Source organism: Yoonia sp. TsM2_T14_4, assembly GCF_049602355.1.
In the GTDB taxonomy this organism is placed as follows: domain Bacteria; phylum Pseudomonadota; class Alphaproteobacteria; order Rhodobacterales; family Rhodobacteraceae; genus Yoonia; species Yoonia vestfoldensis_A.
The window spans coordinates 1,283,609-1,298,697 of sequence record NZ_CP187137.1; the positions used below are offsets into that span (position 1 = coordinate 1,283,609).

Consider the following 15,089-nt stretch of genomic DNA (forward strand, 5'->3'; position numbering starts at 1 on the left):
TTTGTTATATTGGGTGTTGAAGCAGACGGCAGGCCTGTCAATCAGACCTGACGACACAAGGAACGGGTAAATTTTTCTGATTTCTTTTCCCGACCAACGCAACGGTAGTCGAGCCTTTATCTCGCCGGTTTGCCGCCTGCTTCACATCTCGCTGTTTGGACTGAGGTGCCCCTAGTTTCCTAGACACCTGCCTCGTTCAGTTTCTGCTGTCTGGCTTCGAAGTCAACGGGCGACAGCATGCCGTTGTTCGTGTGCTTGCGCTTGGGGTTGTAGAACATCTCGATGTATTCGAAGACGTCCTGCCGTGCAGCGTCGCGTGTCGGGTATGTGCGTCGCCTTATCCGTTCCCGCTTCAAGAGCTGAAAGAAGCTCTCGGCGACAGCGTTATCGTGACAATTCCCACGCCAGCTCGATTGTCCGGCAATGGCAGAAGATCCACAAGGTCGAAGGTCCGCCCACACATGTCGAGATGGTTGACGGCTATCCTCGCGAAGTCTGGTGCGACGCAGACGGGCGGGTGGTGATCGAGTACTACATCATCGGGGACATGGGCCACGGCACCCCGATCAGTGCCGATGGCGACAAAGGTCTGGGGCAAGAAGGCAAATATATGCTTGAGGTCGGCATTTCCTCGACCCGCCTCATCGCGGATTTCTGGGGGCTGACGCAGTCGGCGTAGCGAATAAAGCCGAACCGAAAACGCCAACTTAGGTCGAGCGAGAACTGGCAACGGCTAATCGCCCCTCCCTGTGTCCTGCATTGCGATCCAAGGTGCCACCCAAAAGGCGTAAACCAAAACGGAACGGCACGACAACACTGGTCACTCTTTGCGGCCTCATCCGGTAGTTTATGGGCGCGAAAGCTATTTCTGGCGCGTCGTGGTCGGCATGATGATCTTCGCGCTGTGTGCGAGGATTTCGATCAATGAACGCGTCATCCACATTCACCTTATTCAGGCTGGCTGATGTCTCCGAGTTGTTCCTGCGGTTTGGACCGCCAACATTAATCCACAGTCATTTTAGCAAGACCCGCTGGATCACGGCACGCAGGCTCAGCCCCTGAACGATCAGGCTAAACAGAACCACGCCATAGGTTGCTGCCAAAAGCGCTGATTTCTCAGCACCTTCAGGCAAGGAAAGCGCCAACGCGACCGAGATACCACCCCGCAAGCCACCCCACGTCAGCACAGGAATCGTGCCAGATTCGAATTTGCGGAACATCCCAAGCAATAGGACCGGACCGCTGACGGCAATCAGCCGCGCGACCAGCACCAGCGGCACCGCGAGCGCCATCAGCCAGCCGAATGCAGGCTCGAACCGCAACACCAGAACCTCCAGCCCGATCAGCAGGAACAGGACCGAGTTCAGCATTTCGTCGACCAGCGTCCAGAAACCGAAAAGGTATCGCTGGGTTTCTTCGCTCAGCGCGTCGCGCGGCCCCCTGCTTCCGACCAGTAATCCAGCGACGACAACCGCCAATGGACCGCTCACAATCAGTCTGGAGGCAATCGCATATGTGCCCACGACCAGCGCCAGCGATATTAGAACCTCGATCGAATAGTCATCGATGGCACGCATGGCACGATAGGCGACATAGCCCGTCACGGCGCCGAGGGCTGCACCGCCGAAAGCTTCGACCACGAACATCTCGGCCACCTGAAAAGCGCCGAACTCGTCACCAGTGGCGGCGTGGACCAGGACGGCGAACAACACAACGCCCACGCCGTCGTTGAATAGCGTCTCCCCCGTCATGACTATCTTGAGGCCCTTGGGGACCTTGACGGCTTTCAACGTTGCAAGAACCGCGACAGGATCGGTCGGGCTGATCAGCGCCCCGAAAACAAGCGCCCACGGCAATGAAATCGTAACACCCATCAGGTCGGATGCCGCCCAAACGACGGATCCGATGATCGCAGTGGACGCCACAACACCCAAACTCGCCATCGTGCCGATGGTCAAGGCGCGGCTACGCAGGTTGACCACGTCGACATGCAACGCGCCCGCAAACAGCAGGAACGCGAGCATGCCTTCAAGAACGGTTTGCTGGAAATCAACCTGGCGGAGAAGGACACTCAGACCTTCATAATTGAACAGCCCCGGCATCACCGCCTCGGCACCGATGACAATAAGCGAGGCACTAAGCCCCATCACAAGCAGGCCGATGGTGTGCGGCATGACCGCCAGCTTGACATTCACCCAACTGAATGTGGCGGTCAGTATCAGCAACATTGCGACAAGCTCGAATTGCGACATCGCGTTCACCACAGGCAGCTGTTGCGCAGCACGACGTCCGCGTGGCCGACGACGCAGGTGGTCACAAGGATAAAGGGATCAGTCCCCAGATTAGTCGACACCATATTCCAGCATTTTTTCAAGACCTTCTGTCAGGAATTCCCCAACTTCAGGCTGGCCAAGCAGATAGCGGCTGACCAGCCCCTTGTGCTGTTGGCGCGCAAGGGTTTTGACCGCTCCCCACTCTGCAGGCTCCCTATCGCCACGGCCGATCCAGAAAAGGGCGACAAGCGCGTCCTGCTGTTCGTCGTTCATGCTTTCGATTTCTTGGGTGATCTCGTCACGGCGCAGATCGCCACCGGTTTCTTGCAGGTTCGCGGCCACTGCGTTATCCGAAGCATTGCCGCCAAGGTTAGAAATATCCGTCGCTTCCTTGGCCATCAGAGCGTTGAACCGCAGCACGAGTTCTTCGATCCGGTTGTCATTAAAGGGCAGCGCAGCCATGGGTGTCTCCTGTTCAATAAGGCGCCACGATAACACATGGGTCCCGCACGGCACTGATCTCGATCATGATGCCCTGCCCGCATCCGCGCCAGCAGCGCTGTCCAAGATCACCGACAGGAACCACATGAGATGGTTTGAGCCAGGTAGCGGCCTGGCAGGCGCAAACCCCCAAACCGACCCATCGGATGCGAACCCGCTGATCCAGATCAGTACACCGGCTGACCCCATAATTGAGCGAAAACGGGGATGATTGCGGCGTCCGAAATTTTCACTCTGTGACAGGTAAAGGGTTTCATGATGCAGCAAACGATCAGGCAACGGCCAACTTTCATTCGCCATATTTCAGCGCCGACAGGTTGGATCACCACAACCTCATGACGCCTACACAGCTTTAGAAGACACAGAACTGATCGATGTTAGGTCTCTGCCGCCACATCTGTGATCAACTGCATCAAGAGCGGTACTGACTGGCAGCGAAATTCTGTGGGAGTTCCAATTTAACACAATTAAGCGGAGGCCGATTATGGAACAAGTCAAACAGTATCGCGGTGACATCGGAGTTTTTGGAATACTTGTGCTGGCCTTGATGGCGGTCGGCGGCGGCACTTTGATGTTTGGTGGTAGTTGGCTGCTTTTGCTAGGCGGGTCTGCTTATTATCTGATTGCCGGACTTCTTTATCTGCTGGCCGCAACAATGTTGTTTCAGGGCCGTGTCGCAGGCACGTGGATCGTCGCACTTCTCACCCTCGCTACAGCGATCTGGGCCTGGTGGGAAACCGGAGGCGATGGTTGGGATATGCTCCCAAGGATGAGCGCGACGATGGTGTTAGCCGTCATGCTATGCATTTGGTTGCTGCGTTTGCGAAATACAGGCAGGAGCGTGCGGCGCACCCTTTGGCCGCTGCCAGTAGCGACATTGGCGGGGCTGGTGATCTGGGCCGCAGCCTTTGCCACCGGCGGCGAAAACAATGTTGTTACGGCAACACGCTCCGGCACCGCGCAGGTCGACGCAACAATGCCCGCAGATGCGTCGGGTCAGGACTGGCAAGCCTACGGCGGCACCAATGCTGCGATGCGCTATTCCACCCTTACGCAGATCACGTCGGACAATGTAGATGATCTTGAACTGGTTTGGGAATACCACACCGGCGATATGCCTGCGGGCGAGACAGAAGGGAAATATTCGCCCGAAAACACACCATTGAAAGTGGGCGACACGATTTACGTCTGCTCTGCCATGGGGATCATCACAGCTGTCAATCCGGTTTCGGGTGAGGAACTTTGGCGCTACGATCCTGCCGTTGCACCGCAGTCAATCCCCTATGGCGCGACTTGCCGTGGGGTTGCGTATTTCGACACGACAATCGCGACTACGCCCAACCCGACTACCGAGGCAGGGCTGCCTGATATCGGAGCCGCCAAACCGGACAGCCAACCCGTCCTCGCGGGAGACGTTTGTTCCACGATGATTATCTACGGCACCCTGGACGCACGCCTGATCGCTATCGACGCGACAACAGGTCTACCCTGTCCCGAGTTTGGCGATGCCGGAGAGGTCAATCTGCTCGACGGCCTCGGTGAAACGGTCCCGGGTTGGTATGTGATGACGTCCCCACCAACGATCGTGAATGGTATCGCGGTGCTTGGCGCGCAAGTGAAGGATGGTCAGGCCGAAGATGCGCCGTCCGGTGTGATCCGGGGCTATGACGCACGGACAGGAGATCTCGCATGGGTGTGGGATATGGGCGCGCCTGATCGTACCGGTGCGCCTGCCGCAGGTGAAACCTACACGCGTGGCACGCCGAATATGTGGACAATCGCCGCCGGAGACGACGACCTCGGCCTAGTTTACCTGCCGATGGACAACTCTTCGGTTGATTACTACGGCGGCAACCGCAGTCCGGCGGAAAACGAATTTTCGACATCACTGGTCGCATTGGATGTCGCGACAGGTGCTGTCGCGTGGTCTTTCCAGACGGTCCATAATGATCTCTGGGATTACGACCTTGGCAGCCAGCCGTCGCTGGTCGACTTTCCGGCAAACGGCTTCACCGTCCCTGCTATTGTTCTAGCCAGCAAACAAGGCGATATCTATATCCTGGATCGTGAAACCGGCGAACCGCTGACGGGGGTCGAAGAACGTCCTGTTCCGCAAGGTGGGGTTGAACCAGACTATCTGTCCCCGACACAACCGTTTTCGACATGGCATTCGCTGGCCCGCCCCGATCTGACAGAATCCGACATGTGGGGCATGACCCTTTTTGATCAGCTTTACTGTCGCATTCAGTTCCGTCAGGCTCATTATGACGGAATTTATACGCCCCCAACTTCGGACGCACACTGGATTCAATATCCCGGCTATAATGGCGGTTCGGATTGGGGCAGTCTGGCGATTGATCCGAAACGCGGCATCATCCTTGCCAATTATAATGATGTGCCAAATTATAATCGCCTTGTGCCACGCGCGGAGGCTGATGCGCTGGGTCTGCGTGCAATTAACGAACACAAGGCCAAGGGTGAGACCTCGCTGGGGGAGGCTGGTGCACAAAAAGGATCGCCCTACGCTATCGACGTCAATGCCGGATGGCGTGTCCCGTTTACCGGTCTATTGTGTAAGGAACCCCCCTACGGCGGGTTGCGCGCCATAGATTTGGCAACCGGCGAAACGCTTTGGGATCGTCCTTTCGGAACCGCACGACGTAACGGTCCTTGGGGAATTCCGACCTTTATTCCCGCTGAATTGGGAACACCAAACAACGGCGGCGCTGTCGTCACAGCTGGTGGTGTCGCGTTTCTCGCTGCGGCAACAGATAACTTGTTTCGCGCCGTCGATATAACCACAGGGCAAACACTGTGGTCGGTTGTTCTTCCTGCGGGTGGTCAGGCTAATCCCTTTACCTACGAGGCTGATGGAATCCAGTATATTGGCATTATGGCAGGGGGGCATCATTTCATGGAAACCCCTGTCGGCGACTCCGTCCTTGTCTGGGCATTGCCAGGGCTAATCCCGCCGCAAAAGTAAGGGGCTACAAAAGTCGAATTTGCCCGGCAAGATGAACAAGGATTTTCAATACATACAGGCGAATACACTGAGGCACAGATCAATGCGATCGTGCTGCAAGCACAAGGCGGTGTGCCGTCAGATATACCAATCCATGTCAGTCTTCGGTTCGTTTCGGAACCGAAGACACCTTGGGCCAGGCACAAAACGCCTGCAGGTGGACTGACTTTGGTGGTATCAACACTGGCATACAAAACCGCGCTCTGACGATTTTGCAATTTATTTATAAATAGATGTTGATGTAGTGTGGCGGAGGGGATGAGTCACGCGTCCAACTCTCTCTCGTGCCAGCGTCGGCTGGTGTCGTCTCCTGAGCAATCAGGGCGGACGAAAACGACAAACGATAGCTTCCTAGCCTAATTTGTAACAACGTTCGTCTTCCCGCTTTCGGCGCGCACTCTCAGACACGGCAAGATCAGCCTTAATCCCCCTTATTCCGGTTTACTTCGGCGAAGCAGAGTGTAAAGCTTGCGTCAGGATAATTAGGCTGGACCTGGAAGGGCCACACCATGACCGATCGATGGCTCTCCGTAGATGAGATCGCAGATTATCTCGGTGTCAGCAAAGACACGGTTTATGGGTGGATATCCAAACGCGAAATGCCTGCTCACAAGGTTGGCAGGCTTTGGAAGTTCAAGACTGACGAGGTCGATGAATGGGTCAGGAACGGCAAGGCCGGAGATGAATTCAAGGCGTAAGGCCAAAAGTGTTTGAGGAGCAAAACTAAGAATGAAGGACGTGACATGCATTGACCTTTTTTGCGGTGCCGGGGGCCTGACCCATGGCCTGCAAAAAGAGGGAATTGATGTCGTCGCTGGTGTCGACGTTGAAGAGAGCTGTCGTCACCCCTTCGAATTCAACAACGCCGCCAAATTCATAAAAGAAGACGTCAGTAAGATTTCGGGCGAACAGCTGAACGCTCTGTACGGGAAGAGTGAAATCAAGGTTCTGGCGGGCTGCGCTCCTTGCCAACCCTTTTCGACCTATTCTCAGAGGTATGATGTGTTGAGCAGCCCCCGCTGGGGTCTGCTTTACCAATTCGACCGCCTTGTCAAAGAAACGCGCCCCCAAATAGTGACGATGGAAAACGTCCCCACTGTCGCCAAGCATGCGGTTTTCGACGATTTCGCAAACTCGCTGATGGACCAAGGATACCATGTCTATCGGAGCGTGGTCGACTGCACGAAGTACGGCCTCCCTCAGACCAGACGGCGTATGGTGCTGCTCGCCTCGAGACTAGGGCCGATTGAAATCGTCGCGCCCGAACCTGGAAATAGACGAACCGTGCGAGACGCAATTGGTGGCCTCCCTCCACTTTCAAACGGGGATGCCTTTCACTCCGATGCCATGCATGCGGCATCCAAGCTGTCCCTCCTGAACGTGGAGCGAATACGAGCATCGCGGCCGGGCGGCACTTGGAGGGATTGGCCTGAACACCTTGTCGCAGCATGCCATCGCAAAGAGACTGGTCGCACCTATCCAGGCGTTTACGGGCGGATGGAATGGGACGCCCCCTCTCCCACTTTGACCACCCAATATTACGGGTTCGGTAACGGCAGGTTCGGGCACCCAGATCAAGAGCGTGCGATTTCGTTGCGAGAAGGAGCAATTCTACAGGGCTTCCCGACTTCATATTCGTTTGTCCCAGACGGCGCACCCATTCACTTCAAGTCGTTGGGTCGAATGATAGGCAACGCAGTCCCTGTAACGCTTGGTGAGGTGATAGGTCAAAGCATCAACCAGCACCTCGGCACAATGTATCAAGCAGGTCTTGGCAAGAAGGAGAGAGCCTCGAAAGATGGTGAACGCAAGCCCCTCGTCGCATGACGCCAGCCACAGAATGGCACGCGTGCGGCAGAAAGGCAGGCGATGTGAAGTAGAGCTTCGGAGGGCTCTGCACTCCAGAGGGCTGCGCTATCGATTGCAGGTTCCATTGATTACAAAGCCCCGAAGGTTCGCAGACGTTGTCTTTGTCTCTGCTCGAGTTGCTGTATTCGTTGACGGCTGTTTTTGGCATGGCTGCCCTGAACATGCCTCGTGGCTCAAGACCAATGCTGAATTCTCGCGAGAAAAGTTTAAAGCAAATCGTTCGTGGGACGCTGATACAGGCCGACGTCTGTCCGAACTTGGCTGGCGAGTGATCAGAATTTGGGAACACGAGGACGCAAATGATGCTGCTGACCGCATCGCAGAGCTAATCCTGTCAACGAAGAAGAATGGAACCGGCGCATGTCGATGACTGCTGATGAAATCACATCGAAAACCACTCATGGGACTGCGCCGGAACCAGGCCAACTCGTGGGAGTCAGGCGTCGGCAATGGATCGTATCCGAAATTAACGCAGGCGCTATCGCCCCCGGGCGAGCAAAACAACACCTCGTCCGCCTCGCATCAATCGATGAAGATTCACTCGGCGAAGAGATCGAAGTCTTATGGGAGCTCGAACCTGGCGCGCATGTGATTGAACGCGCAGGGCTCCCACGCATGACTGGGCTGGACGACGCGCAGACATTGCAGGCGTTTCTCGACGCAGTCGTTTGGGGTGCTGCCACCAATGCAGATCGCGGTTATCTTCAAGCCCCATTCCGCAGCGGCGTCAGCATCGAGGATTTTCAGCTTGATCCCCTTGTGCGTGCGATCGATATGGCGCGCACAAATCTCCTGATTGCAGATGACGTGGGCCTCGGCAAAACCATTGAGGCTGGTCTAGTCGTTCAAGAGATGTTGCTTCGGCATCGAGCCAGGACCGTTCTTATCTTGTGCCCGGCCTCCCTACAGGAAAAATGGCGAGCCGAGATGCAGGAGAAATTCGGGCTCGAGTTTCGGATCGTAGACACCGAATATGTAAAAAACTTGCGACGGGAGCGTGGCCTGCACGCCAACCCCTGGACTTCATTTCCTCGCCTCATCACTTCGATGGATTGGGCAAAACAAGGCGAAGGTCTGCGGCTCTTGAGAGATGCTCTACCTCCGCATGTGAGCCATCCTCGAAAATTCGATCTACTGATTATCGATGAAGCACACAACATCTCCCCCTCGGTCGGCCGTTATGCCGTGGAAAGCCTGCGAACACGACTGGTCCGTCTTGCGGCACCTCATTTCCAGCATAAGCTTTTTCTCACTGCAACGCCGCACGACGGCTACACGGAATCCTTCACGGCGCTATTGGAACTACTAGATGACCAACGCTTTGCCCGAAACGTGCTGCCCAGTGATCAACAACTCGCGCGGGTCATGGTTCGGCGGCTCAAGAGCGACCTAGTCGATGCGAATGGAAAACCGCTCTATCCAAAACGCCGACTGGAACCTTTGCCTATCGAGTATTCTAGCGAGGAGCGGGATGCGCGCCAAAAGCTCGAAGAATTCATAAAAGCACGAGAGGGCTCAGCAGAGGACGGCCGAGCAGTTGATCATTTCGTGCATCAGCTGCTTAGGAAGCGATTGTCTTCCTGTCCAGCCGCATTCGCCGCCACACTCGAACGTCATATCGCAACGATTGAGGGACATCGACGCGCAGAGAATGGCAAGAAGAAATTCGATGATCGGATTCTTAGGCGTGCCATTTCGAAAACCGAAGAAAACTATGCCGATGACGCTCAGCGCGACGCAGCCGAAGCGGAGGCGATCGAAGAGGCTGGCAAGCACATTCGATCGCCTAATGGCGAAGAGCGCCAAATGCTCGGTGAGCTTCGATCTTGGGCACAGCAAGCAGCTCGACGCTCAGACGCCAAATCTGAAGCCATCCTAAAATGGCTCACCCAGCATCTGCGCGAGGGCGATAGCTGGACTGACGAGCGCGTGATCCTCTTCACGGAATACCGTGCGACGCAGCAATGGATGCAGGAGATATTGGTCGCCAATGGCCTTGGTGGCGACCGGCTGGCCTTGATCTATGGGGGTATGGATCCCAAGGAACGAGAGGACGTAAAGGCTGCGTTTCAGGCCAGCCCGTCGGTTTCTCCCGTCAGAATTCTTTTGGCGACGGATGCAGCTTCCGAAGGCATCGACCTTCAGAACCATTGTCATCTGATGATCCACCTCGAGATACCCTACAACCCAAACGTCATGGAGCAGCGAAACGGTCGTATCGATCGCCACGGACAGAGAGCCAGTGAGGTAGTCATATGGCACCCCGTGGATGCCGAGGGCGGACATGGTGATGACATCTTGCGCGCTCTGAGAAAGCTTGATGCGATGCGGGCCGATATGGGCAGCGTAAATCCCGTTATTACACCACAGCTGCCCGATTTACTTGAGGGCCGCCGCAGAGACCTGGATACGCGCGCCGCGGAAGCCAGGATGGAGAAATCTCGCCGCTTCGTGAAAGCTGAACGAGATCTGCGTGATCGCGTGGCAAAGCTTCACGATCGTCTGAGCGAAACGCGTCGCGAACAAAGCCTGTTTCCGGACCACATCCAACGCGCTGTCAGTACTGCCCTTAAGCTTGCGGACAAACCCGGCCTAGAGCCTATCAGCCTGCATGATGCGCCGGACGGAACTGTTTTCCGCATGCCCACCCTTTCGGGTTCGTGGTCACGATGCCTTGAAGGTCTCCAGCACCCTTATACCCAGAAGGTCCGCCCCATAACGTTCGACCATGATGTTGCCAAAGGCCGCGATGACGTCGTTCTGGTTCACCTGAACCACAGACTGGTCCAGATGAGCCTGCGCCTACTTCGGGCAGAAATCTGGGCAAGCGATGATGTCAAAAAACTCCATCGCATCACGGTTCGCTCTCTTCCTGATGAGCAGTTGGATGGGCCGGCTGTTGTCGTTTTGTCCCGGCTGATCGTGACAGGTGGAAACCACCACCGCCTGCACGAAGAACTCACTGAAGCGGGCGGATACCTGCGTGAGGCAGGTTTCCGCAGGGAAGACCGAGTTAAGGAGATTAGGCGCTGGCTCGACACCTCGCAGCCTGCTGCCGTGTCCAGCGCAACGGTCGAAGCTCTGCGCACCCGTTTTGACAAACAGCGCGACTCTATTCTTGCAACCGTTGAAGCGCGATCGAAAGACAGGCTGCGTTTTCTCGGAAACACGATCGAAAGCCGCAAGAAAAAGGAAGCCGAAGATATCCGGCAGGTTTTGGATGATTTGGAGAAGGCTCTGGAATCCGAAATCAAAGCCGAGGAGCAGCCGATCCAACTATCTCTTTTCACCGAAGACGAACGCACTCAGCTAAAGCGTGACCTTGCTGCATTGGAAGCGCGTTTGGCTCGACTGCCAAAGGAACGGCAGCAAGAAATACAGGCTGTCGAGGAACGGTATTCAAATACCATTGAGCACACCTTCCCCGTCGCCGTCGTGCTCCTGGTGCCGAGCAAGCTCTCCTCGGAGGAACCCAAATGAGTAACGATCACGAGTGGCTCAACCTCGTCGAAGTATCGGGGCCCTTCTTGGCTGTTCCCGTACTCAAAGACATATTCCCCCAAGGGCTAGAAGCTCTAAGTTCTGGCCACCCACAGCGCCTCCGCAGGACATACGAAGAATGGCGGGAAGCGGTAGACATCCAGGATGTCGATTTGACAGAGCTCCACGCCGCTTGGGTGAAAGAAGTTCTTTCAACCGCTCTCGAGATAGACGACGCTGTTCTACGCAGTAGCGATAACCTCCCTGCGAGCTTGACCATTATGATGCCGGAACATGGGACAACGATTACGCCAGATCTGGCAGTCGTCAATCCGACGAATGCCGACGAACCCTTGCTCCTCATTCACGTCTACGCACCAGATACCAACCTCGAAGCGACCCATCGTTTTGACGGCCTAGCCATTACGCCGGCAGACCGGATGGTTTCACTTCTCCGGGCGACCGGGTGTCCTATCGGCTTGGTCACCAATGGGGAGCGCTGGATGCTAGTTCACGCTCCGGTTGGCGCTGTCGCAGGCTTTGCAAGCTGGTACGCGCGACTTTGGGGGCAAGAACCTGATACGTTGCGCGCATTCGTCAGTTTATTAGGAGTGCGTCGTTTCTTCGGACCTGAAGATGGCAGACTGACCGCACTCTACGAAAGATCTCTGAAGCATCAGGACGACGTCACCGAAGCTCTGGGCGAGCAGGTGCGTCGGGCGGTCGAGGTTCTTGTGCAGTCGCTGGACCGTGCCAATCAAGACCGCAACCAAGAGCTTCTCCGAGATGTCGAGCCGCGAGACCTCTATGAGGCTAGCCTGACTGTCATGATGCGGTTGGTCTTCCTATTGGCCGCTGAAGAACGTGGGCTGCTCTTGCTCGGCGATCCTCGCTATGACTCGTTCTACGCCATTTCCAGTCTACGCATGCAGCTGCGGTCGGACTCCGAGGAAATCCTTGAGCGCCGCCGCTCGGCATGGTCACGCCTGCTCGGATTGTTTCGCGGCGTATTTGGCGGCATCGAACACCCCACCCTCCGGCTACCAGCGCTCGGAGGTTCGCTGTTCGACCCAGACCGTTATCCGTTCCTCGAAGGCCGTAAGAAGGGCACCTTCTGGCGGACCGATCCGGCAGAACCGCTTCCGATCGACGACCGGACCGTTCTGCTTCTGCTGGAGGCAATTCAAACCTTTCAGGGTCGTGCGCTGTCCTACCGTGCGCTGGATGTGGAACAGATTGGGCACGTCTATGAAGGCCTGCTCGAACGCACCGTCAAGCGAGTCGATGACGTAACACTGGAGCTCGACGGTGGTTCGAAAGCAAAGAGCCCTCGGATCACGCTTGGAGAGATAGAATCCGCCCGGCTCGACGGTATCACAAGGGTCGTGGAACTTATCAAAGAACGGAGCGAACGTTCGGAGTCCGCAATTCGCAATGCCCTCGAACGGCAGGTCGACGATCGCGTGGCCGCTCACCTTCTGACCGTTTGCCGCGGAGACGTTACCCTTCGCGCCAGAATCTTGCCATTGGCTAACCTCTTGCGGACCGATCCGTGGGGCTACCCCCTCGTCCATCACAAGGGCGCGTTCGTAGTCGTGCTTGGCGCCGATCGGCGCGAGAGCGGAACGCATTACACGCCGAAGAGCCTAACGGAGAAGATCGTCGAGCAAACGCTAACGCCGGTCGCCTATCGTGGTCCGGCCGAAGGAAAGCCGCCACAGGAATGGGAGCTGAAGAGCGCAGAGGATCTGCTGGACCTAAAGGTCTGTGATCCTGCGATGGGTTCGGGAGCTTTCCTAGTTCAGGCCTGCCGGTGGCTCTCGGTCCGTTTGGTCGAAGCATGGTCGAGTACCGAGGCGAGTGGCGGGATGATCGATTGTGAGGGCCGGATCAGCGACGGTGAAAGTACCGAAGGTTTCGACCCACTTTCACAGGACGCCGAAGAACGTTCGATCTTGGCGCGCCGACTAGTAGCGGAGCGGTGCCTATACGGCGTGGACAGGAATCCACTCGCGGTCGAATTGACGAAGCTATCGCTCTGGCTGACTACAATGTCCAAGGGACGGCCTTTCGGTTTCCTTGACCACAACCTCCGCAGTGGTGACAGCCTACTCGGCATCCACGACATTCGACAGCTCGTCGAACTGGACATGGCACCAAAGGAATCAAGACAGTTAAGGTTATTTGGGCGCAGCATAGAGGCGGCGGTTGATAAGGCCGTTGCTCTTAGGATGCACCTCAGAGCGCTCCCCATCCGCGACATAGGAGATGTGGATGCCATGGCCGCGCTTGACGCTGAATCGCGAGCTATTGTCCGCACTCCCCAACTCGTTGCTGATAGTTTGGTTAAGATCTTTGCGTTTGAACCAAACGCTTCCAAGCGTTCAGCCAGATTAGAATCTTTGGCCGCATTTGCGGACGCCGCAGCGAATGGAGAAAACGCCGCATATGAGCGACTGTTGATCGATGCGCGCGAGGAACTTAAAATCGAAATCGATGTTAGCCTACATTCCCCAAGCTTTCATTGGCCACTTGAATTCCCAGAAGTGTTCTATGGATCCAATGCTGGTTTTAATGCAATCATCGGAAATCCACCATTTCTTGGAAATCGTTTGTGGAAAAGTGCGTCAGGCAGTCGCCTGACAGAAATTGTTAGGATGAATCTAGGGAAGGCACCCGGAAAAATTGATTTGAGCGTAGTGTTTCACAGACGCGCGGAAGCCCTTCTTTGTGGCGGTGGTACTTATGGTCTATTAGCATCCACGAGCATCACAGAGGGCAGTTCAGTTACTTCTGGGCTAGCCCATTTGGTGAAGAATGGAGCTATCTTTGCTGCAAACAAAAACCTTCCATGGCCCGGTTCAGCGAGTATTAGCATAGCTCTCGTGTTGTTTTATAAAGGAAAATGGAGTGCCTCATGCCTTGCTGATGGCGTAATTTGCAAACAGATCAGCGCGAGACTTGAGTGCGATTCAAGTCAGGAACATCATATGGAGCCTGAATTAATTACTGATCCATTATTCGCTTTTGAGGGTGTAAATAACAGCAAAGGCTTAGAATTTCTTCTTAGCAAAAACAGTGAATGGTTTTCTGATTTAAAATCAGAGGCAAAAAATCTACTTGTGCCATACATATCAGGGGATGACATTACTAGCGCACCTTTAACCTCTGCTAAGCGGTGGTGTCTTGACATTGAAGACCGTGAATTTGAAGAAATAGAAGAAAATTGGCCCATTGCGAGTCGTTTTCTAAACGAGGTGGTCCGCCCAACAAGAACAGAGAAAGCTTTAAAAAGTTACAAAGGACTTCATGCACGCTGGTGGCAATTCTGGAACCACCGAGCTGACCAAATGCGCCGATTGCGAAGATCAAATCGCTGCTTCGTGTTTCCAAAGGTAGCAATGCAGCTTCAGGGCGCGGTTACTACTACGGCAAGTGTTTTCACCAATAAGGTCCTGGTCGTCGGTTTGGAAAAACCGTTTTCAGAGGCGCTGCTCTTAAGTTCCTTGTTCCGAATTTGGATGGAAGAGTTTTGCTCAGGAACGCTCGGACGAGTATCCTGCTATACACTTACGGTAAAAGCTGTCCAAATGATGCCGCAACCAATATATGAAATATCGACGAGTGCGGTTGAGGCTGCAACACGACTTTCTCAATTGGTGAGTGATTGGTGCGTGCAACACAACGTAGGTGTTCGAGCACTCCATTCTGAGCTTATAAACGAAGCGTCTCAGGATGAGAAAATAGAAGAAATGCGAAGCCTTTTATGTGATGTTAACAAGGAGGTATTTCTCGCGTACGGCATTGAAGTGGCCGACTACAACTATGGGGTCTACACTGATAAGATTGGTAGTAGGTACTTCGGGATAGACAGGTCTCTTCACGATTCAATACTCAGGAACCTGCTCGAAATGAACCGGTCGCAAAAGAAAAAAAAGTGAGAC

The 15,089-nt window shown here is 55.2% G+C and carries 9 protein-coding genes and 1 pseudogene; 7 read left to right on the plus strand and 3 right to left on the minus strand.

The features are described from left to right. Positions 1-179 precede the first annotated feature (179 nt). Positions 180-410, minus strand: a pseudogene (locus ACPF9B_RS06285) (IS3 family transposase); the annotation flags it as partial. Between the two features lie 59 nt (positions 411-469). Here ACPF9B_RS06285 and ACPF9B_RS06290 point away from each other — a divergent pair. Beyond that, positions 470-679, plus strand: a complete 210-nt coding sequence (locus ACPF9B_RS06290) for a hypothetical protein (protein ID WP_424180013.1) — start codon at positions 470-472, stop codon at positions 677-679. Positions 680-1,013: 334 nt separating this feature from the next. Here ACPF9B_RS06290 and ACPF9B_RS06295 read toward each other — a convergent pair whose 3' ends face one another. Next, positions 1,014-2,252, minus strand: a complete 1,239-nt coding sequence (locus tag ACPF9B_RS06295) for a cation:proton antiporter (protein ID WP_424180015.1) — start codon at positions 2,250-2,252, stop codon at positions 1,014-1,016. Between the two features lie 90 nt (positions 2,253-2,342). Continuing rightward, entirely contained in the window at positions 2,343-2,735 is a 393-nt protein-coding gene (locus tag ACPF9B_RS06300) for a DUF3775 domain-containing protein (RefSeq protein WP_424180017.1), read from the minus strand. A 523-nt stretch (positions 2,736-3,258) separates the two neighbouring features. Between ACPF9B_RS06300 and ACPF9B_RS06305 the strand changes: the two genes are divergently transcribed. From ACPF9B_RS06305 to ACPF9B_RS06330, 6 genes are all read left to right on the plus strand, one after another. Further along, positions 3,259-5,757, plus strand: a complete 2,499-nt coding sequence (locus tag ACPF9B_RS06305) for a membrane-bound PQQ-dependent dehydrogenase, glucose/quinate/shikimate family (protein ID WP_424180019.1) — start codon at positions 3,259-3,261, stop codon at positions 5,755-5,757. Between the two features lie 548 nt (positions 5,758-6,305). Continuing rightward, a complete protein-coding gene (gene mads1, locus ACPF9B_RS06310; RefSeq protein WP_424180021.1) occupies positions 6,306-6,494 on the plus strand; it encodes a methylation-associated defense system helix-turn-helix domain-containing protein MAD1 in 189 nt (62 codons plus the stop codon). 31 nt (positions 6,495-6,525) lie between these two features. Further along, on the plus strand, positions 6,526-7,623 hold the full coding sequence (locus ACPF9B_RS06315) for a DNA cytosine methyltransferase (RefSeq protein ID WP_424180023.1): 1,098 nt from the start codon (positions 6,526-6,528) through the stop codon (positions 7,621-7,623). Positions 7,624-7,636: 13 nt separating this feature from the next. Beyond that, positions 7,637-8,035 carry a very short patch repair endonuclease gene (locus ACPF9B_RS06320; RefSeq protein WP_424180025.1) on the plus strand — a complete coding sequence of 133 codons (399 nt, stop codon included), beginning with the start codon at positions 7,637-7,639 and terminating at the stop codon, positions 8,033-8,035. Continuing rightward, the gene (gene drmD / locus ACPF9B_RS06325; protein WP_424180027.1) at positions 8,026-11,145 is read left to right on the plus strand and encodes a DISARM system SNF2-like helicase DrmD; all 3,120 of its coding nucleotides are present in this window, start codon (positions 8,026-8,028) and stop codon (positions 11,143-11,145) included. Before ACPF9B_RS06320 ends, drmD begins: the two co-directional genes overlap by 10 nt. After that, a complete protein-coding gene (locus tag ACPF9B_RS06330; RefSeq protein ID WP_424180029.1) occupies positions 11,142-15,086 on the plus strand; it encodes an Eco57I restriction-modification methylase domain-containing protein in 3,945 nt (1,314 codons plus the stop codon). The genes drmD and ACPF9B_RS06330 overlap by 4 nt, the downstream gene beginning before the upstream one ends. The last annotated feature ends 3 nt before the right edge of the window (positions 15,087-15,089 follow it).